Here is an 18751-nt window from a genome sequence, read left to right as displayed (position 1 = left end):
ATCAGAGCATGCTGGGCAGCACGCGATCCGGCGGCTTGTGGGCGTCGAGGAAGGTGCGGATGTTGATGATCACCTTCTCGCCCATCTCGACACGGCCTTCGATTGTGGCCGAGCCCATATGCGGCAGCAGCGTCACCTTGCCGGCCTTTGCGAGCCGCACCAGTTTTGGATTGACCGCGGGCTCGTGCTCGTAGACGTCGAGGCCGGCGCCGCCGATCTCGCCGCCTTCGATCAGCTTGATTAGCGTATCCTCGTCGGTCACCTCGCCGCGCGCGGTGTTGACGATGTAGGCGTCTTTGCGGATCAGCTTCAGCCGCCGCGCCGAGAGCAGGTGATAGGTCGCCGGCGTGTGCGGGCAGTTCACCGAGATGATGTCCATCCGCGCCAGCATCTGGTCGAGGCTTTCCCAATAGGTCGCGCCGAGCTCTTCGGCGATCACGGGGGCGACGGGACGGCGGTTGTGATAGTGGATCTGCAGGCCGAAGGCGCGGGCGCGGCGCGCCACGGCCTGGCCGATGCGGCCCATGCCGATGATGCCGAGCCGTTTGCCGCCGATTCGATGGCCGAGCATCCAGGTCGGCGACCAGCCCGGCCAGGGTTTTCCTTCGGTCAGTATCGAGGCGCCTTCGATCATTCGGCGCGGCACCGCGAGGATCAGCGCCATGGTCATGTCGGCGGTGTCTTCGGTCAGAACTTTTGGCGTGTTGGTGACGGTGATGCCGCGGGCATGCGCGGCCTCGACGTCGATATTGTCGACGCCGTTGCCGAAATTGGCGATCAGGCGAAGCTTGCAGTCGGGCTGATTGACGACATCGGCACTGATGTGGTCGGTCACGGTCGGAACCAGCACGTCGGCGGTGCGCGCGGCTTCCGCGATCTGCTCGGCCGACATCGGCGTGTCGTCGAGATTGATCCGCGCGTCGAACAGCTCGCGCATCCGCGTCTCGATCGAATCCGGCAGCTTGCGCGTCACCACGACGAGGGGCTTTTTCTTCACCGACATGTCCTGCCTCATGAGGTGCCGCAGGCCGCCTCCGTCACCAAAGGCCGGCCGTTGAGGCCTCATTAACCCGGTTGTTCGACACTGCCCTTGCCGTGTCGTCCCCGGCGTTTCCTTCAAGCTCTCCCGATATTTCCGGCCGGAAAATCGGGGCAAACTGGTTGTTCAAGCGTCCGTCCTCTCTAGCAGAAGACCGGGCCAAGACAAGAACCACGGGTTAGGGCTTGCGGACCTGGCTTTGGGGAACACCCGCGTGGGGCGGGACAGGGGCTGACGCGGCAGGATTTTGGATTTTGGGGTGAGGACCCGGCTCGGGCGGGTCTTCGACAGGAGACGGGTTTGATGGCGTTGGGGCGTTTTTGTTCGGTGATGGCGCTCGTTTGTACCTGGTTGAGCGCCTCGGTCAGCCCCTCGCATTCGGCGAAGGACAACACCCCCCAGACCGCCAGCGGGCTGCCGGTGCCGCGCTATGTCAGCCTCAAGTCGGATCACGTCAACGTTCGCGCCGGCCCGACCAAGGACAATGACGTGGCATGGGTCTATACCCGCGCCGGCCTGCCGGTCGAAATCACCGCTGAATTCGAGAACTGGCGCCGGGTACGCGATTCCGAAGGCGCCGAGGGCTGGGTTTATCATTCGCTGCTGTCGGGTCGCCGTACCGCGGTCGTCACCATGAAGAACAAGGACGACCTCGCGCCGATCTACGACCGTCCCGATCCCGACAGTGCGGTTGCAGCCAAGCTCCAGGTCGGCGTCGTCACGCAGGTGAGGAAGTGCACCGCAAACTGGTGCCACGTCACCGGCAACGGTTTTGACGGCTGGATCCAGCAGGAGCGCCTCTGGGGCGTCTACTCGGACGAGCAGGTAAACTGACGTCTTGCCGTCGTCCCGGCCTAGCACGCAATTGCGCGCTAGGCCGGGACGACGCGGGAGAGTGAGGCTCAGCGCTTCTTGCGCAGGCGCACGACCATGTCGATGCGCGAGATCTCGTACCCCTCGGGCACCTCAGGCATCTTGGACAGCGCCAGATGCGGATCCTCGATATCGACCAGCTCATGGCTGTTCTCGAGGTAGTAGTGGTGGTGGGTGGTGACGTTGGTGTCGAAATAGGTCTTGGTGCCGTCGACGCTGACCTGGCGCAGCAGGCCGGCATCGGTGAGCTGGTTCAGCGTGTTGTAGACGGTCGCCAGCGACACCGGAACCTTGGCCAGAGTCGCTTCCTCATAGAGCATTTCAGCCGTGAGGTGGCGCGCACCCTTGCCGAACAAGAGCCAGCCGAGCGCCATGCGCTGGCGCGTCGGGCGGAGCCCCGCGGACTGGAGCATTTCGTTGACGTCGTGCCACGGGCAGCCGGTCAGGGCCGGCTGGCGGCCGGACAAGAGAGCCGCGGAATGGACGTCGTCGTCGTGATGGGGCGCGGTATTCTCGCTCATTTCCAGATTTCGGGCACGCGTGAACAATATCTCCCTGCAATATAAGAACAGAAAGATGCAGATGCAAGTTTCTCGCAACTAGAGAGGTTCTAATCAGACTTGGAACCGGGCGAGGGGAGCGGTCATTTTACCTTCATGGACGCGCTTTGCGACCCGAAATGCCTGTGTTAGAGAGCGCGCGGTTCCGCTTAGCCGATTTTGGCGCAGCCAGGCATGGCGGCCCGTCCGCAGTCCATCGGGGCTTGCGGGAGGTGCGCCTGACGATGGCAATTGGCGTTGCTCTCCGACCGAGACGGGGCCCATTTTCGCCAAAAAACGTCGCTCAATCGGGATTAGAACAGAGGCTCGTGCATGCTGAACAGGCGCAACGGTTACGAATACGAAGATCTGCTGGCGTGTGCCCGCGGCGAGATGTTCGGCCCGGGCAATGCCCAGTTGCCGCTGCCGCCGATGCTGATGTTCGACCGCATCACGGAAATTAGTGACAATGGCGGGGAGTTCGGCAAGGGTCTGGTCCGCGCCGAGCTCGACGTGAAGCCCGACCTCTGGTTCTTCGGCTGCCACTTCAAGAACGATCCGGTGATGCCCGGCTGCCTCGGCCTCGATGCGCTGTGGCAGATGGTCGGCTTTTATCTCGGCTGGATCGGCGGCGAAGGTCGCGGCCGCGCGCTCGGCCTCAGCGAGCTGAAGTTCGGCGGCCAGGTGCTGCCCGAGGCCCGCAAGGTTGTGTACAACGTCGATATCAAACGCGTGATGCGTTCAAAGCTCGTGCTCGGTATCGCCGACGGGTGGCTTTCGGTCGATGACCAGATTATTTATCGCGCCAAGGACCTGAAGGTCGGCCTGTTCAAGCAGGGCACGAGCCTGGGCTGAGCGCATCACCAAGAAGGCAACGATTTAGGCGAGGCTGTCATGAGGCGGGTTGTGGTCACCGGGATGGGCATTGTCTCGTCGATCGGAAACAACACCCAGGAAGTGCTTGCGAGCCTGCACGAGGCGAGGTCGGGCATTTCGCGGGCTGAGAAATATGCCGAGCTCGGCTTCCGTTCGCAGGTGCAAGGCGAGCCGACGCTCGATCCTGCGACGGTGGTCGACCGTCGCGCCATGCGTTTCCTCGGTCAGGGCGCGGCGTGGAATCACGTCGCGATGGAGCAGGCGATTCAGGATTCCGGTCTGTCGCCCGACGAAGTCTCCAACATCCGCACCGGCATCATCATGGGCTCCGGCGGCCCCTCGGCGCGCACCATCGTCGAATCCGCCGACATCACCCGCAGCAAGGGACCGAAGCGCGTCGGACCGTTTGCCGTGCCGAAGGCGATGTCGTCCACGGCCTCCGCGACGCTTGCGACCTGGTTCAAGATCAAGGGCGTGAACTATTCGATCTCCTCGGCCTGCGCGACGTCGAACCATTGCGTCGGCAACGCCTATGAGACGATCCAGATCGGCAAGCAGGACGTCATCTTCGCCGGCGGCTGCGAAGAGCTGGACTGGTCGCTGTCGGTGCTGTTCGACGCCATGGGCGCGATGTCCTCGAAATACAACGACACGCCCGCCACGGCCTCGCGTCCCTACGACGTCAATCGCGACGGCTTCGTCATCGCCGGCGGCGCCGGCGTGCTGGTGCTGGAAGAGCTCGAGCATGCCAAGGCGCGCGGCGCGCGCATCTATGGCGAGATCGTCGGTTATGGCGCGACCTCGGACGGTTACGACATGGTCGCACCGTCGGGCGAAGGCGCCGAGCGCTGCATGCGCATGGCGATGTCGACGGTGAAGACCAAGGTCGACTACATCAATCCGCACGCGACCTCGACGCCCGCCGGCGATCCGCCGGAGATCGATGCGATCCGCAGAGTTTTCGGCGTCGGCGAGAAGTGCCCGCCGATCTCGGCGACCAAGGCGCTGACCGGCCACTCGCTGGGCGCCACCGGCGTGCAGGAAGCGATCTATTCGCTGCTGATGATGAACAACGGCTTCATCTGCGAGAGCGCGCACATCCAGGAGCTCGATCCCGTGTTCGCGGACATGCCGATCGTGCGCAAGCGCATCGACAACGTCAAGATCGGCACCGTGCTGTCGAACTCCTTCGGCTTCGGCGGCACCAACGCCACGCTGGTGTTCAGCCGGCTGGATGCGTGACGGCGTTGTTGGCGCACCGTTGATTTTCTCGTCATGGCCGGGCTTGTCCCGGCCATCCACGTCTTGGCCTCAGGTTTCGAAGGGCGTGGATGCCCGGGACAAGCCCGGGCATGACGAAAGCGGAAGGTGATCGTGAGATGGAAGGTTTGATGAAAGGCAAGCGCGGTCTGATCATGGGCATCGCCAATGATCATTCGATCGCCTGGGGCATGGCGAGGACGCTGCATGCCCATGGCGCCGAGCTCGCCTTCACCTTCCAGGGCGAGGCCCTGGGCAAGCGCGTCAAGCCGCTGGCGGAGCAGCTCGGCGTCGATCTGGTGCTGCCGTGCGACGTCGAGGACATCGCCAGCGTCGATGCGACTTTCGCTGCGCTTCGCGACAAGTGGGGCCAGCTCGATTTCGTGATCCACGCGATCGGCTTCGCCGACAAGAACGAGCTGAAGGGCCGCTATGCGGACACCAGCCGCGAGAATTTCTCGCGCACCATGGTGATCTCCTGCTTCTCCTTCACGGAGGTCGCAAAACGCGCCGCCGAGCTGATGACAGAGGGCGGCAGCATGATCACGCTGACCTTCGGCGCCTCGGAGCGCGCGATGCCGAATTACAACGTGATGGGCGTGGCCAAGGCGGCGCTGGAAGCCTCCGTGCGCTATCTCGCCGCGGATTTCGGGCCGCGCGGCATCCGCGTCAACGCGATCTCCGCAGGCCCCATCCGCACGCTCGCCGGCTCCGGCATCGGCGAGGCGCGGGCGATGTTCGCATTCCAACAGAAGCATGCGCCGCTGCGCCGCGGCGTCACGCTCGACGAGCTCGGCGGCTCGGCGCTGTATCTGTTGTCGGATCTCTCCGGCGGCGTGACCGGCGAGATCCACTACGTCGATTCCGGCTACAACATCATCCTGATGCCGAGGCCTGACGATTTGAAGACGGAGTAGCTGAAATTCTGTAGGGTGGGCAAAGGAGCGCAAGCGACGTGCCCACCATCTCTCGACAATTCGGGACAGATGGTGGGCACGCTTACGCTTTGCCCACCCTACGAGAGCTCGTTTACCCCGCCGCGATCTCCTCGGCGCGCTGAAATGCCGGCCGCGCCATGCAGCGCGCGAGATAGGCGTCGAACGCCGGGCGCGACGGCACCATCTTGAACAGCCGCACCGCGAAATTCAGGCCGGAGCCGATGGTGATGTCGGCGGCAGAAAATTCCTCGCCGAGAATCCACGGCCCCTTCTCGAGCGCGGCTTCCAGCACGTCGAAGACCTGCGTCGCGCTGCCCCAGGCCGCGGTCGAGGTCGGGATCTCGATCTTGGTGTAGATCTGGATGATGGCGGGCTCGATGCAGCCCGGCGAGAAGAACAGCCATTGCAGATAGCGCGCGCGGCGCGGATCGGTCACAGCGGGAGCGAGCTTGGTCTCTGGATAGCGATCGCCAATGTAGGCGCAGATCGCAGCGGCCTCGCCGAGCGCGGCGTCGCCGTCGGTCAGCGCCGGCACCTTGCCCATCGGGTTGATCTTCAGATAGTCCGGCGCCTTTTGCGCGCCGGTCGAGATGTCGGTCAGCACGCGCTCATAGGGAAGGCCGCTCTCTTCCATCAGCCAGAGCGTCGTGAACGAGCGCGAGCGGGGCGACCAATAGAGCTTGATCATGGCGAGGAACCTTCCATCGGCGAGAGGCGAACGGCGCGCAATTCATGACGCGTTTGCTACGCATTCGCAACGCACTACGCCTAGGCGGATGCGGCGCCCGGTCGCCACATCTTGGTCAACGCGAAGTCGGCGGACCCCTTCAATCAGCGTGACGGAGTCTGCGCCGGTTGTTGCAACAAGGATGGCAATGTCTTGTCGAGGCTTTTCGTCAGCAGCGTGCGCACGCCCTCGCGGAGCACCGGATTGTTGACCACGTCCGCAGGCTTTTTCGGGAAACATCGCGCGATCCAGCTGGGTTGAGGGGCCGCCGAGAAAATTGTGCGTCATGCGCTCGATATAGGTGTCATCCGTCATCAAGGCAGGCGCCTCCTTCGTCAACTCCAAGGTCTGACCGTCATAGACCGCCGCTTGGCGATAACAGTGCATATGAGACCATCGCGACAGCGGCGAGAACGTTCATCCTTATACCCCACCGCGTCTCACTGCGCGAAATAGGGCGGTAAGATCTTGTCTAGCCGCTCCGTCAGGAAATCGCGCATGTTGTCACGCAGGGTCGTGTTGCCGGCGGAGTCGGCCGCCGTGACCGGAAACAGGGAGTTGTCTACTTTGCGAAGACGTTCGTCCTGCACGAAACTGTCAGCCATATGCTTCATGACGCCTTCCAGCGTCACGCCAGGCCCCTTCTTGATTTCAAAGGTCTGGCCGTCGAACACGGTCACGCCGATATAAGCGTACAGAAACGAATAGCTGATGATACCTGCGCCACGATTGAGAATACCGAGTCCCCGGAGCGGCTGGTTGGTCCCCGGCAGCATCCCCTCGCCGCGCGTGACGACGACATATCGTTCGCAGCCGGCATTGCCCGCGATCTGACGGATCAGGTTCGACAGCTCTTCGCGCTCGTTGCGAAACAGACTGGGCTTCGGATGATAGTAGGCGTCGAACGCGCCTTTGGCGTAGGCAATTCGCCTGAGCGGCGTGGCGCCCGCCGCCGCACGCACACGTGCGAAGACAAGGTCGTCAAGGCCCCAGGAAACCGGCACTTCCGCATACTCGTTGCCGAACACCGTTAGGCCGATCTTCTCGACGACGAATGGGTCCTGCGTCGCCGCGATCACGCCGACGCCGCAAGGACCGGCAGTCGTCTGCTCGGTGGGTTTAGCCGGAGCCTTCGGCTTCGCCGTTGCCTTCTTGGCAGCCGGCTTTGCCTGGGGCGCGGTCTGGGCGGAGGGAGTTGCGGTCGCAGGAGGGGTTTGCGCGGCTGCCGGAGCCAGAAAGGACAGCAGGACGAGCACCGAAGCAGCAAATCGAAACATGAATTCCAAGCGGGATCAGAGGCAAGGGGGCGTCGGACACCCCACACTAGGGTGGGAGTGTGACAACCGCAAGCTGCACCCGGCAAACGTCGTCTATCCCGTCGATCGCTGCTGCTTCCACCGATAATACTTCATCACGAACCCGTTCGACGGCTCGATCTCTTCTTTCTCGAACACAAAACCTTCACGCTCATACCAGCGCCAGGCTTTTTCGTTCTCGCGCACGCAGCGCAGGTACATCTCATCAGGCAGTTGCGTGCGCGTGAAGGCGAGCAATTGCCGGCCGAGCGATTGGCTCTGATAGGCGGGCGCGACGAAAAGCATGTCGAGATAGCGCTTCGGCAGATGTAGCGCCAGCATCGCGGCGATCGTGCCGTTGTCGTCGGCGACGAACAGGCTCCAGCCGTTCTCGATCTCGCGCCGGACGCGCGCGCGCAGATTTGCCAGCAGGAAGTCGCTGGCCTCAGCGAGGCCGGTCGAGACCCAGCTCTCCATCCAGACGCGGCCGACCTCGTCATGTTCGTCGGCGCGCGCTGGGCGGATGATCGGATGCGGCATCCGGCGCTCAAGCCCGCTGACTGCGCGCAGCCTGACGCGGGCGCGCCTTGCCGGCCGACAGGCACACCACCTCGGAGATCTGCAGCAGCTGTCGCGCCAGCGGATTGGTCTTGCGCCAGACCATGCCGATGGTGCGCGAGGGTTGGGGGTCACGGAAGCGCGCCAGCGAGACCGAGGCCGATCGCGTCTCCACCGGCACCGCCATCTCCGGGATCAAAGTGACGCCGATGCCGGCACTGACCATCTGGACCAACGTCGAGAGGGAATTCGCATCCAGCATCTCGCGCGGCGGCGCCGATTGCATGTTGCAGAAGGACAGCGCCTGGTCGCGGAAGCAGTGCCCCTCCTCGAGCAGCAACAGCCGCATCTCCCGCATCATCTCGCGCGACGGCACCGGGGTGCCCTCGTCCGCGCCCGGCCGCACCAGCAGGAATTTCTCGTCGAACAGCGCGACCTCGGTGAGCGAAGGCTCGGACACCGGCAGCGCGACGATGGCGGTGTCGAGCCGGCCCTCGACCAGCTCCTGGATCAGTCGCGGCGTCATGGTCTCGCGCACGCGGATATCGAGCTCCGGATGCATGCGCGTCAGGTTCTTGGTGATCTTGGGCAAGAGATAGGGCGCGATGGTCGGGATCATGCCAATGCGCAGGCGGCCGGCGAAGCGGTCCCGTGATGCCCGGGCGAAATCGCCGAGCTCATCGACCGAGCGCAAAATGTCGCGGACGCGTTGCGCGAGCTCCTCGCCGAACCGGGTCAGCGCGACCTGCCGCGCGCTGCGCTCCAGCAGCAGGCCGCCGAGGGTCTCTTCCAACTCCTTGATCTGCATCGACAAGGCCGGCTGCGAGATCGAGCAGGCCTCGGCCGCGCGGCCGAAATGGCCGTGGCGCGCCAGTGCATCGAAATAGCGGAGCTGCCGCAGGGTCAGGTTTATCATCAGAAAATCCTATTGCAGCGATCATTAAAGTCAACTTCACCTGATGGGAGGCGACGCTTAGAGTAGTTCTACCTGGTCAAAGGCGCCGTCGGACGCCACCAGAGGAGGTAATCATGGATGACACTTCGAAGTGCCCGTTTACGGGCGGAAAACCCACGCGCGTGAACCGCGACTGGTGGCCAACCCAGCTCAGCATCGAGATGCTGCACAAGAATTCCGACCTGTCCGATCCGATGGGCAAAGAATTCGACTATGCCAAGGAGTTCAAGTCGCTCGACCTGAACGCGGTCGTTAAGGACCTGACAGCCCTGATGACGGATTCGCAGGAATGGTGGCCGGCCGACTTCGGTCATTACGGCGGCCTGATGATCCGCATGGCCTGGCACAGCGCGGGCACTTACCGCATCACCGACGGCCGCGGTGGCGCCGGCGCCGGTCAGCAGCGCTTCGCGCCGCTCAACAGCTGGCCCGACAACGCCAACCTCGACAAGGCACGCCGCCTGCTCTGGCCGATCAAGCAGAAATACGGCCGCAAGATCTCCTGGGCCGATTTGATGGTGCTGGCCGGCAACGTCGCGCTGGAATCGATGGGCTTCAAGACGTTTGGTTTTGCGGGTGGCCGCGCCGACGTCTGGGAGCCGGAAGAGCTCTATTGGGGTCCCGAAGGCACTTGGCTCGGCGATGAGCGTTACAGCGGTGAGCGTCAGCTCGCCGAGCCGCTCGGCGCGGTGCAGATGGGCCTCATCTACGTCAATCCGGAAGGCCCGAACGGCAAGCCGGATCCGATCGCGGCGGCCAAGGACATCCGCGAGACTTTCTTCCGCATGGCGATGAACGACGAGGAAACCGTCGCACTGATCGCCGGCGGTCACACGTTCGGCAAGGCCCACGGCGCGGGCGATCCGTCGCTGGTCGGTCCGGAACCGGAAGCGGGCGCGCTGGAAGATCAGGGCCTCGGCTGGAAAAGCAAGCACGGCACCGGCGTTGGCGCCGATGCGATCACCGGCGGCCCGGAAGTCACCTGGTCGCAGACGCCGACCAAGTGGAGCAACTACTTCTTCGAGAACCTGTTCAAGTACGAATGGGAGCTGACGAAGGCGCCGTCGGGGGCGCAGCAGTGGAAGGCCAAGAACACCGAGGCCGTCATTCCCGATGCCTTCGACAAGTCCAAGAAGCATGTGCCGACCATGCTGACGACGGACCTCTCGCTCCGCTTCGATCCAGCCTATGAGAAGATCTCGCGGCGCTTCCTCGAGCATCCCGATCAGTTTGCGGACGCCTTCGCCCGCGCCTGGTTCAAGCTCACCCATCGCGATATGGGCCCGATCCAGCGCTATCTCGGACCGCTGGTGCCGAAGGAGACGCTGATCTGGCAGGATCCGATTCCGGCCGTGAATCACGAGCTGGTCGGCGAGCAGGACATTGCCTCGCTGAAGACCAAGATCCTGGCCTCGGGTCTGTCGGTGTCGGAGCTAGTCTCGACCGCATGGGCGTCGGCTTCGACGTTCCGCGGCTCGGACAAGCGTGGCGGCGCCAACGGCGCTCGCATTCGCCTCGCGCCGCAGAAGGACTGGGAGGTGAATCAGCCGGCTCAGCTCGCCAAGGTCCTCGGCAAGCTCGAAGCGATCCAGAAGGACTTCAACGCGTCCTCAGGCGCGAAGAAGGTCTCGCTTGCGGACCTGATCGTGCTCGGCGGCACCGCCGCGGTCGAGAAGGCCGCCAAGGATGCCGGCGTCGACGTCAAGGTCGCCTTCGCGCCGGGCCGCATGGACGCTTCGCAGGAGCAGACGGATGCTGCCTCCTTCGCGCCGCTGGAGCCGCGGGCCGATGGTTTCCGCAACTACACCGGCAAGAAGCATCAGTTCATGATGCCTGAAGAGGCGCTCGTCGATCGCGCGCAGCTGTTGAAGCTCACCGGGCCCGAGCTAACCGTGCTCGTCGGTGGCCTGCGTGTGCTCGGCGCCAATGCGAACGGTTCGAAGCACGGCGTCTTCACCGCGAAGGTGGGCACGCTGAGCAACGACTTCTTCGTCAACCTGCTCGACATGAGCACGCAATGGGCGCCGGTTGCCGACGGCACCTACGAGGCCCGCGACCGCAAGACCAACGCGGTGAAGTGGACCGGCACGCGTTCCGACCTGATCTTCGGCTCGCACTCGCAGCTCCGCGCCTTCGCCGAGGTCTATGCCACCTCGGACTCCAAGGAGAAGTTCGTGAAGGACTTCGCCAAGGCCTGGACCAAGGTGATGAACCTCGACCGGTTCGACATCGCGGCTTGAGGTCTTGCACCTCTCCCGCTTGCGGGAGAGGTCGCGCCGAAGGTAGCCGATGCCTTGCATCGGCGTTCTTCATCTAAGAACGGCGGCCATAGGCCGCCTACGCCTCTCCCGCAAGCGGGAGAGGCGGCGCACTTTGCCCGGGACAAGCCACAAACAAAAAGGGCGGCCTTTCGGCCGCCCTTCATGTTTTTGACCGTGTAGCGAGACCTACTCGCCGGCCGCTTCGCGCGGAGCCTTCTCGCCCTCGGCGGCCTTCTCCTTGGCTTCGAGGTCTTCGCCGGTGGTCTGGTCGACTACCTTCATCGACAGGCGGGTCTTGCCGCGGTCGTCGAAGCCGAGCAGCTTGACCTTGACCTTGTCGCCTTCCTTGACGACGTCGGAGGTCTTCTGCACGCGGTTGGCCGCGAGCTGGCTGATGTGGACGAGGCCGTCCTTGGAGCCGAAGAAGTTCACGAAGGCGCCGAACTCCATCACCTTGACGACGGTGCCGTCATAGATCTGGCCGACTTCCGGCTCGGACGCGATCGACTTGATCCACTTGATCGCGGCCTTCATCGCCTCGCCGTCGCTGGAGGCGACCTTCACGGTGCCGTCGTCCTCGATGTTGACCTTGGCGCCGGTCTTCTCGACGATCTCGCGGATCACCTTGCCGCCGGTGCCGATCACTTCGCGGATCTTGTCGGTCGGGATCTTGAAGGTCTCGATGCGCGGCGCGTATTCGCCGAGCTCGGCGCGGGCCGCGGTCAGGGCCTTGGCCATCTCGCCGAGGATGTGGATGCGGCCTTCCTTGGCCTGGCCAAGGGCGACGCGCATGATCTCTTCGGTGATGCCCTCGATCTTGATGTCCATCTGGAGCGAGGTGATGCCCTGTTCGGTACCGGCGACCTTGAAGTCCATGTCGCCGAGATGATCCTCGTCACCGAGGATGTCGGAGAGAACCGCAAAGCGCTTGTCCTCGAGGATCAGGCCCATCGCGATGCCCGCGGTCGGCCGCTTGAGCGGTACGCCGGCATCCATCAGCGCCAGCGAGGCGCCGCAGACCGAAGCCATCGAGGAGGAGCCGTTGGATTCGGTGATCTCCGACACCACGCGCGTTGTGTAGGGGAACTCGTGATGCGGCGGCAGCACCGGGTGGATCGCGCGCCAGGCGAGCTTGCCGTGGCCAATCTCGCGGCGCTTGGTGCCGCCGAGGCGGCCGGTCTCGCCGACCGAGTAGGGCGGGAAGTTGTAGTGCAGCAGGAATGTTTCCTTGTACGTCCCCGACAGCGCGTCGATGTACTGCTCGTCCTCACCGGTGCCGAGTGTGGTCACGACCATCGCCTGGGTCTCGCCGCGGGTGAACAGCGCCGAGCCGTGGGCGCGCGGCAGCACGCCGACTTCGGCGACGATGTTGCGCACCGTCTTGACGTCGCGGCCGTCGATGCGCTTGCCGGTGTCGAGGACGTTCCAGCGAACGATCTTGGCCTCGAGCTCCTTGAACACGCCGGCGATACGGAGCTTGTCGTATTTCGGCTCCTGGCCCTCCGGGAAGTAGTGGGCCATCACCTTTTCCTTGGCGACGCCGACCGCGGCATAACGCTCCTGCTTCACGGGGATCGCGTAGGCGGCGCGCAGCTCCTGCTCGATCAGGCCGAGCATTTCCTTTTCGATCGCCGAATTGTCGATCGCGGTGACTTCGCGCGGCTCCTTGGCGGCCTTCTCGGCGAGCTCGATGATCGCGTTGATGACCGGCTGGAAGTGGCGGTGACCGAACATCACGGCGCCGAGCATCACGTCTTCGTTGAGCTCCTTGGCTTCCGACTCGACCATCAGCACGGCGTCGGCGGTGCCGGCGACGACGAGGTCGAGCTGGGTGTCGACCATCTCGTCGAGCGTCGGGTTGAGGACGAATTCGTCATTGGCAAAGCCGACACGCGCCGCGCCGATCGGGCCCTTGAACGGCACGCCGGACAGCGTCAGCGCGGCGGAGGCCGCGACCATCGCCACGATATCGGGATCGTTTTCCATGTCGTGCGAGAGCACGGTGACGATCACCTGGGTCTCGTTGCGCCAACCGTCGACGAACAGCGGGCGGATCGGACGGTCGATCAGGCGGGAGACCAGCGTCTCCTTCTCGGTCGGACGTCCCTCGCGCTTGAAATAGCCGCCGGGAATGCGCCCCGCAGCGTAGGTCTTTTCCTGGTAGTCGACAGTCAGCGGCAGGAAGTCGACGCCTTCGCGCGGCGCTTTCGCCGCGACGACCGTGGCAAGCACCACGGTCTCACCATAGGTGGCGATGACGGCGCCGTCGGCCTGACGGGCGATCTTGCCGGTTTCGAGCTTGAGAGGGCGTCCGCCCCAGTCGATCTCGACTGAATGCTTATTGAACATAGAGGTCTTCTTTCATGGGTTCTCGAAAGAAGGGACACGCTTCGAAAAACAAAAACCATGCGCAAGATTGCGAGGCGCTGATCGGAGCGGGTGATCAGCGTCCTGCGATCCTGCCATGGTTTTTGGATGTCGGATGGCGTCCATCCTTTCGGGTCATACGGGCGCCTTGCCCGTTGTGCCCAGCCGCCGGATTGCTGCTGGACTGTCAGTCGGCACGAACGCGAACACCGAACCTTGGTCTTCGCTCATCATGCCCCGGATGTTCGCCGTCAACGGCTCGCATCCGACGCGCACGCAGCCTCGATCAAAAACCTTTAAGGAAGCGCTTTCGTTCGAAACCACGCGCGAAAACGCGCGCCAGTGGCGCGCGCAGGAACTCTTAACGACGAATGTTGTGCTTCTCGAGCAGCGCCTTGTACCGCGCCTCGTCCTTCTTCTTGAGGTAGTCGAGGAGCGAGCGGCGGGTCGAGACCAGCTTCAAGAGGCCGCGACGCGAATGGTTGTCCTTCACGTGGGTCTTGAAATGGTTGGTGAGGTTGTTGATGCGTTCCGACAGGATCGCGACCTGAACCTCGGGCGAGCCGGTGTCGCCGGCCTTGGTGGCATTCGTCTTGATGACTTCCGCTTTGCGTTCTGCGGCAATCGACATCGTCAATTTCTCTCGTTGCGACCGGGGTTGGCAGTCAGGCCGGTCAGGTTGAACACACGCTTGGGGATGATTTCGCCATTGCCAACTTCGGCAAGCGCCAAAAGACGGCCTGCCACCGTGACATAGACTGTGCCGCTACAAGTGGGCGCATCCCGTCCGCGCAACAAAACGGCTTGGCCCCGATGGAGCCTTGCCGCATCAGCCCGAGTGACGGCCAGTGCCGGGATGTCGTCCAGCGCGGTCTCAACGGGCAAAAGCGCGTCGGCGAGGCTGCCCTCGCCGGACGCGGCTCTATCGCACAAAGCCTCCAGCTGATCCAGCGGAATCATGTCGTTTTCGCCAAATGGGCCGACCAGGGTCCGCCGCAGCGCGCAGATATGGCCATAAGTGCCGAGAATCCGGCCCATATCGCGGGCCAGCGCCCGGACATAGGTGCCCTTGCCGCACTCGGCCTCGAACACGGCCCGGTCGTTATCCGGTTGATCCACAAGGGTTAAATGGTGAATCTCGACGGGGCGGGGCGCCAGCTCTACGACCTCGCCGTCGCGGGCGAGGTCATAGGCGCGCTCGCCCTGGACCTTGATCGCGGAATAGCGCGGCGGAATCTGCTCGATTACCCCAGTGAAGCGGGGCAACAGGGCCAGGATGGCCTCCCGGGTCGGGCGCTGGTCGGAGGTCGCGGTGACCCGACCCTCGATATCGTCGGTGTCGCGTTCCTCGCCCCAGCATACGGTGAACTGGTAGCGCTTGCGGCCGTCCATCACGAAGGGAACGGTCTTGGTGGCTTCGCCGAGTGCGATCGGCAGGCCGCCCGAGGCGAGCGGATCGAGCGTGCCGGCATGTCCCGCGCGCTTGGCGTTGAACAGGCGCTTGAGCACGGCGACGGCCTGGGTCGAGGTCATGCCGATCGGCTTGTCGAGCACGACCCAGCCGTGGACGTCGCGCCGGTCGCGGCGCGGCTGGTTGCCCTTCTGCTGCTGCTTGGCGCGCGGATCGTTGTTGACGCGGCGCGGCTCCTGGTACGATTGAGAATTGCTGCCCAGATCCGCAAAATTATTTGTCTGCACGTCGCGTTGATCGCCCTGTTCGCCGCTGATCGTGTCGTGAGCCGGGTCCATCGTCATCGTTCTTCTTCCCGATCCGAATCCGGATCCTGTTCCAAGTCCTTCTGCACCGCAGGTGTTCGCAAAAGCTTCTCGATCCGTTCCGCCTCGTCGAATCGTTCGTCGACGCGGAAGCGAATGTCAGGTGCAAATTTCAGGTTAACGCGCCGCGCGACTTCGCCGCGCAGGAATTTCTTGTTGCGCTCGAGCGCAGCGATGACGATCTCGGTGTCGCGGCCACCGAGCGGCATCACGTAGATTGTCGCGAGCTTCAGGTCCGGCGACATCCGCACCTCCGGCACGGTGATGATGTGACCTTCGAGATCCGCATCATGCACGTTGCCTTGCGCCAGAATCTCGGCCATCGCATGGCGAACCTGCTCGCCGACGCGCAACTGACGTTGCGAGCCTCCGGCTGCGGAACTCTTCTTTTGATGCTGGCGGGGCATTCTCGAAAATCACCTCGTCATGCCCGTGTTTGGGACACGGGCATTGTCATTTGTCCTGTTGAAACGAAGAGAGGTGGATGGCCGGAAAAATCCGGCCATCGCACTCTCGCAATTTCAGTTCAAAAAGATCCGAACGCTTCGGTAAGATTTGGACTTACAGGGAGCGCTGGATCGTCTCCACGCGATAACACTCGATGACGTCACCGGCACGCATGTCGTGATAGTTCTCGAAGGCCATGCCGCACTCCTGGCCGGACTGGACTTCCTTCACTTCGTCCTTGAAGCGCTTGAGCGTCGACAGCTTGCCTTCGTGCACGACGACGTTGTCGCGGATCAGGCGCACATTGGCGCCGCGTTCCACGGTGCCGTCGGTGACGCGGCAGCCGGCGACCTTGCCGACCTTGGAGATGTTGAAGATCTCCAGGATCTCGGCATTGCCCAGCATGGTTTCGCGCAAGGTCGGCGCGAGCAGGCCGCTCATCGCCTTCTTCACGTCGTCCACGAGGTCGTAGATGATGTTGTAGTAGCGGATCTCGATGCCGTTGCGCTTGGCGGCCGCGGCGGCCTCCTTGTTGGCTCGGACCGAGAAGCCGATGATCGCGGCGTTGAAGCCTTCCGCGAGCGTCACGTCTGATTCCGAGATGCCGCCGACGCCGGCATGCAGGATGCGGGCGGCGACTTCGTCGGTGCCGAGCTTCTCCAGCGAGCCGAGGATCGCTTCCAGCGAGCCCTGCACGTCGGCCTTGACGATCAGCGGGAATTCCTTGCGGCCCGCCGTCTTCAATTGCGACATCATCTGCTCGAGCGAGCCACGCATGCCGGAGATCGAGGCCGCCGCGTTCTCGCGCTTCTGGTGCGCGCGGTAGCTGGTGACCTGGCGGGCGCGGGCTTCGTTCTCGACCACGGCGAGACGATCGCCGGCCTCCGGCGGACCGTTGAAGCCGAGCACCTCGACCGGCACCGAGGGACCGGCCTCCTGCACCGTCTCGCCCTGATCGGAGATCAGCGCGCGGACGCGGCCCATCTCGGCCCCGGCGACGATGATGTCGCCGACACGGAGCGTGCCGCGCTGGACCAGCACGGTCGCGACCGGACCACGGCCGCGATCGAGCTTGGCCTCGATCACGGTGCCTTCGGCCGGACGCTCCGAATTGGTCTTCAGGTCGAGGATTTCGGCCTGCAGCGCGATCATCTCGAGCAGCTTGTCGAGATTGGTCTTGTTCTTGGCGGACACTTCGACGTCGACGACTTCGCCGCCGAAGGATTCGACCTGTACCTCGTGCTGGAGCAGCTCGGTGCGGACGCGCTCGGGCTTGGAGTCGGGCTTGTCGATCTTGTTGATGGCAACGATGATCGGCACGCCTGCCGCCTTGGCGTGATTGATGGCTTCGACCGTCTGCGGCATCACGCCGTCATCGGCCGCGACCACCAGCACGACGATGTCGGTGACCTTGGCGCCGCGGGCACGCATCGCGGTGAACGCGGCGTGGCCGGGCGTGTCGATGAAGGTGATCTTCTTGCCGCTCTCGGGCGACAGCACCTGATAGGCGCCGATATGCTGGGTGATGCCGCCGGCTTCGCCGGAGACCACGTTGGCATGGCGTAGCGCGTCGAGCAGCGAAGTCTTGCCGTGGTCGACGTGGCCCATGACGGTCACGACTGGCGAACGCGTCTCGGTGTCGGTGGAATCGTCGACCTGGTCGAACAGGCCTTCTTCCACGTCCGAGGCGGCGACGCGCTTGACGGTGTGGCCGAGCTCTTCGGCAATCAGCTGCGCGGTGTCGGCGTCGATCACGTCGGTGATCTTGTGCATCGCGCCCTGCTTCATCAGCATGCGGATGACGTCGACCGCGCGCTCGGACATGCGGTTGGCGAGTTCCTGGATGGTGATCGCTTCCGGGATCGTCACCTCGCGGACGAGCTTTTCCTTGGGCTCGTTCGAGGCATGGCCCTTGAGGCGCTGGGTGCGGCGGCGGAACGAGGCGATCGAGCGCTCGCGCACGTCGTCGGCGTTGAGCGCGGTGACGACGGTGAGGCGACCGCGTTCCTTCTGCGGGCCGGGCTTGTGCGTGGTCTTGGGGGCCGCCGCGGGACGCATGGCGCCGCCGGGACCGCGACGGATCTGGCGCGGAGCCTCCTCCTCGTCGGGCTCGGCGGCAACTGCGGGGCCGCGGCCAGCCGGTCCACCCGGACGCTGCGCGGTCGTGGTTGCAGGCCGCGCCGTCGTTGTTCCCGGACGTGCCGTCATGGGGGTGCCGGGCCGCGCCGCGGGGGCGCCGGGTCGCGGCGCAGGAGCGGTCGGAGCTGCCGTTGCGGGACGTGCGGCAGAAGGCTGCTCGCCTTCGCCGAAACGCTTCTTGGCCTCGGTCTCGGCCTTCCGCTTGGCTTCGTCCTCGTGGCGATGACGCTCGTCCTCGGCCTTGCGGCGGGCCTCGGCGGCTTCGCGCTCGGCGCGTTCGGCGGCCTCGCGGACCGCGCGGCGCTGGGCCTCTTCCTCGGCCTGGCGGCGTTCCTCGACCTCGCGCAGCTTGGCATCGGCCAGCGCGCTGGCACGGGCGGAACGTTCGTCCTCAGTCAGGGTACGCAGCACCACGCCGGAACCGGCGTTGCGCGGCGAGGCGGGCGGTGGCGCCGGGCGCGACGGCGCGGGCGCGGCCGGTGCCGGCTTCGCCGTCACCTCGGGCGCGTGCGGCTCGGGGCCGTCGCCAATGCGGCGCTTGCCGCGCTTCTCGACCACGACCTGCTTGCTGCGGCCATGGCTGAAGCTCTGGCGCACGGTGCCCGTTTCGACGCGCGGCTTGAGCGATAGCGTCTTGCTCGGAACGCTCAGCTTCTTGTCGCCAGGGGTCTTGGTATCAACCATTCAGCAGTCCTAATCCT

17 protein-coding genes are annotated in these 18751 nt (G+C 64.3%); 5 read left to right on the top strand and 12 right to left on the bottom strand.

All coding sequences use genetic code 11. From position 1 onward, the window contains the following. Position 1: 1 nt before the first annotated feature. Positions 2-1003 (bottom strand): 2-hydroxyacid dehydrogenase, encoded by a 1002-nt coding sequence (locus tag ACNJX8_RS00290; protein WP_439359216.1) that lies wholly within the window; start codon positions 1001-1003, stop codon positions 2-4. 339 nt (positions 1004-1342) lie between these two features. On the opposite strand from ACNJX8_RS00290, the gene ACNJX8_RS00285 reads away from it, so the two are divergent. Next, a complete protein-coding gene (locus ACNJX8_RS00285) occupies positions 1343-1873 on the top strand; it encodes an SH3 domain-containing protein (RefSeq protein ID WP_128940694.1) in 531 nt (176 codons plus the stop codon). A gap of 68 nt (positions 1874-1941) precedes the next feature. On the opposite strand, the gene irrA is transcribed toward ACNJX8_RS00285, so the two are convergent. Beyond that, on the bottom strand, positions 1942-2433 hold the full coding sequence (irrA, locus tag ACNJX8_RS00280; RefSeq protein ID WP_091882249.1) for an iron response transcriptional regulator IrrA: 492 nt from the start codon (positions 2431-2433) through the stop codon (positions 1942-1944). Positions 2434-2784: 351 nt separating this feature from the next. Between irrA and fabA the strand changes: the two genes are divergently transcribed. The 3 genes from fabA (at position 2785) to fabI (ending at position 5504) form a co-directional block, all read left to right on the top strand. Next, positions 2785-3306 carry a 3-hydroxyacyl-[acyl-carrier-protein] dehydratase FabA gene (fabA, locus tag ACNJX8_RS00275; protein WP_091882246.1) on the top strand — a complete coding sequence of 174 codons (522 nt, stop codon included), beginning with the start codon at positions 2785-2787 and terminating at the stop codon, positions 3304-3306. A gap of 39 nt (positions 3307-3345) precedes the next feature. After that, positions 3346-4569 (top strand): beta-ketoacyl-ACP synthase I, encoded by a 1224-nt coding sequence (gene fabB / locus ACNJX8_RS00270; RefSeq protein WP_439359215.1) that lies wholly within the window; start codon positions 3346-3348, stop codon positions 4567-4569. Between the two features lie 137 nt (positions 4570-4706). Then, positions 4707-5504: an enoyl-ACP reductase FabI gene (fabI, locus tag ACNJX8_RS00265; RefSeq protein ID WP_439362044.1), complete on the top strand. Its 798-nt coding sequence runs from the start codon at positions 4707-4709 to the stop codon at positions 5502-5504. A gap of 112 nt (positions 5505-5616) precedes the next feature. Here the strand turns inward: fabI and ACNJX8_RS00260 are convergent, their stop codons facing one another. The 5 genes from ACNJX8_RS00260 to ACNJX8_RS00240 form a co-directional block, all read right to left on the bottom strand. Next, positions 5617-6213 (bottom strand): glutathione S-transferase family protein, encoded by a 597-nt coding sequence (locus tag ACNJX8_RS00260; protein ID WP_439359214.1) that lies wholly within the window; start codon positions 6211-6213, stop codon positions 5617-5619. A gap of 42 nt (positions 6214-6255) precedes the next feature. After that, entirely contained in the window at positions 6256-6567 is a 312-nt protein-coding gene (locus tag ACNJX8_RS00255; RefSeq protein WP_439359213.1) for a hypothetical protein, read from the bottom strand. A gap of 125 nt (positions 6568-6692) precedes the next feature. Then, a complete protein-coding gene (locus ACNJX8_RS00250) occupies positions 6693-7508 on the bottom strand; it encodes a hypothetical protein (RefSeq protein ID WP_439359212.1) in 816 nt (271 codons plus the stop codon). A 114-nt stretch (positions 7509-7622) separates the two neighbouring features. Further along, positions 7623-8087, bottom strand: coding sequence for a GNAT family N-acetyltransferase (locus ACNJX8_RS00245; RefSeq protein ID WP_439359211.1), 465 nt, complete (start codon positions 8085-8087; stop codon positions 7623-7625). A 7-nt stretch (positions 8088-8094) separates the two neighbouring features. Beyond that, positions 8095-9021 carry a hydrogen peroxide-inducible genes activator gene (locus tag ACNJX8_RS00240; RefSeq protein WP_128940689.1) on the bottom strand — a complete coding sequence of 309 codons (927 nt, stop codon included), beginning with the start codon at positions 9019-9021 and terminating at the stop codon, positions 8095-8097. A 113-nt stretch (positions 9022-9134) separates the two neighbouring features. On the opposite strand from ACNJX8_RS00240, the gene katG reads away from it, so the two are divergent. After that, complete coding sequence (gene katG, locus ACNJX8_RS00235) at positions 9135-11300, top strand: catalase/peroxidase HPI (protein WP_128946624.1); 2166 nt, start codon at positions 9135-9137, stop codon at positions 11298-11300. 207 nt (positions 11301-11507) lie between these two features. On the opposite strand, the gene pnp is transcribed toward katG, so the two are convergent. From pnp to infB, 5 genes are all read right to left on the bottom strand, one after another. Next, positions 11508-13670 (bottom strand): polyribonucleotide nucleotidyltransferase, encoded by a 2163-nt coding sequence (pnp, locus tag ACNJX8_RS00230; protein ID WP_128940687.1) that lies wholly within the window; start codon positions 13668-13670, stop codon positions 11508-11510. 379 nt (positions 13671-14049) lie between these two features. After that, positions 14050-14319 carry a 30S ribosomal protein S15 gene (rpsO, locus tag ACNJX8_RS00225; protein WP_008540131.1) on the bottom strand — a complete coding sequence of 90 codons (270 nt, stop codon included), beginning with the start codon at positions 14317-14319 and terminating at the stop codon, positions 14050-14052. Between the two features lie 2 nt (positions 14320-14321). Next, the gene (truB, locus tag ACNJX8_RS00220) at positions 14322-15443 is read right to left on the bottom strand and encodes a tRNA pseudouridine(55) synthase TruB (protein WP_164939657.1); all 1122 of its coding nucleotides are present in this window, start codon (positions 15441-15443) and stop codon (positions 14322-14324) included. Continuing rightward, positions 15440-15871, bottom strand: coding sequence for a 30S ribosome-binding factor RbfA (gene rbfA / locus ACNJX8_RS00215; RefSeq protein WP_439359210.1), 432 nt, complete (start codon positions 15869-15871; stop codon positions 15440-15442). The genes truB and rbfA overlap by 4 nt, the downstream gene beginning before the upstream one ends. Before the next feature lie 154 nt (positions 15872-16025). Then, positions 16026-18734, bottom strand: coding sequence for a translation initiation factor IF-2 (gene infB, locus ACNJX8_RS00210; protein WP_439359209.1), 2709 nt, complete (start codon positions 18732-18734; stop codon positions 16026-16028). Between the last annotated feature and the right edge of the window lie 17 nt (positions 18735-18751).

The organism is Bradyrhizobium sp. SPXBL-04, from assembly GCF_051853035.1.
In the GTDB taxonomy this organism is placed as follows: domain Bacteria; phylum Pseudomonadota; class Alphaproteobacteria; order Rhizobiales; family Xanthobacteraceae; genus Bradyrhizobium; species Bradyrhizobium zhanjiangense.
This window is presented reverse-complemented; position numbering and strand designations above follow the sequence as displayed.

Coding starts and splice junctions, on each gene's coding strand:
- ACNJX8_RS00290 (WP_439359216.1), bottom strand. CDS start 1,003: ATGTCGGTGAAGAAAAAGCCCCTCGTCGTGGTGACGCGCAAGCTGCCG.
- ACNJX8_RS00285 (WP_128940694.1), top strand. CDS start 1,343: ATGGCGTTGGGGCGTTTTTGTTCGGTGATGGCGCTCGTTTGTACCTGG.
- irrA (WP_091882249.1), bottom strand. CDS start 2,433: ATGAGCGAGAATACCGCGCCCCATCACGACGACGACGTCCATTCCGCG.
- fabA (WP_091882246.1), top strand. CDS start 2,785: ATGCTGAACAGGCGCAACGGTTACGAATACGAAGATCTGCTGGCGTGT.
- fabB (WP_439359215.1), top strand. CDS start 3,346: ATGAGGCGGGTTGTGGTCACCGGGATGGGCATTGTCTCGTCGATCGGA.
- fabI (WP_439362044.1), top strand. CDS start 4,707: ATGGAAGGTTTGATGAAAGGCAAGCGCGGTCTGATCATGGGCATCGCC.
- ACNJX8_RS00260 (WP_439359214.1), bottom strand. CDS start 6,213: ATGATCAAGCTCTATTGGTCGCCCCGCTCGCGCTCGTTCACGACGCTC.
- ACNJX8_RS00255 (WP_439359213.1), bottom strand. CDS start 6,567: ATGACGGATGACACCTATATCGAGCGCATGACGCACAATTTTCTCGGC.
- ACNJX8_RS00245 (WP_439359211.1), bottom strand. CDS start 8,087: ATGCCGCATCCGATCATCCGCCCAGCGCGCGCCGACGAACATGACGAG.
- ACNJX8_RS00240 (WP_128940689.1), bottom strand. CDS start 9,021: ATGATAAACCTGACCCTGCGGCAGCTCCGCTATTTCGATGCACTGGCG.
- katG (WP_128946624.1), top strand. CDS start 9,135: ATGGATGACACTTCGAAGTGCCCGTTTACGGGCGGAAAACCCACGCGC.
- pnp (WP_128940687.1), bottom strand. CDS start 13,670: ATGTTCAATAAGCATTCAGTCGAGATCGACTGGGGCGGACGCCCTCTC.
- rpsO (WP_008540131.1), bottom strand. CDS start 14,319: ATGTCGATTGCCGCAGAACGCAAAGCGGAAGTCATCAAGACGAATGCC.
- truB (WP_164939657.1), bottom strand. CDS start 15,443: ATGACGATGGACCCGGCTCACGACACGATCAGCGGCGAACAGGGCGAT.
- rbfA (WP_439359210.1), bottom strand. CDS start 15,871: ATGCCCCGCCAGCATCAAAAGAAGAGTTCCGCAGCCGGAGGCTCGCAA.
- infB (WP_439359209.1), bottom strand. CDS start 18,734: ATGGTTGATACCAAGACCCCTGGCGACAAGAAGCTGAGCGTTCCGAGC.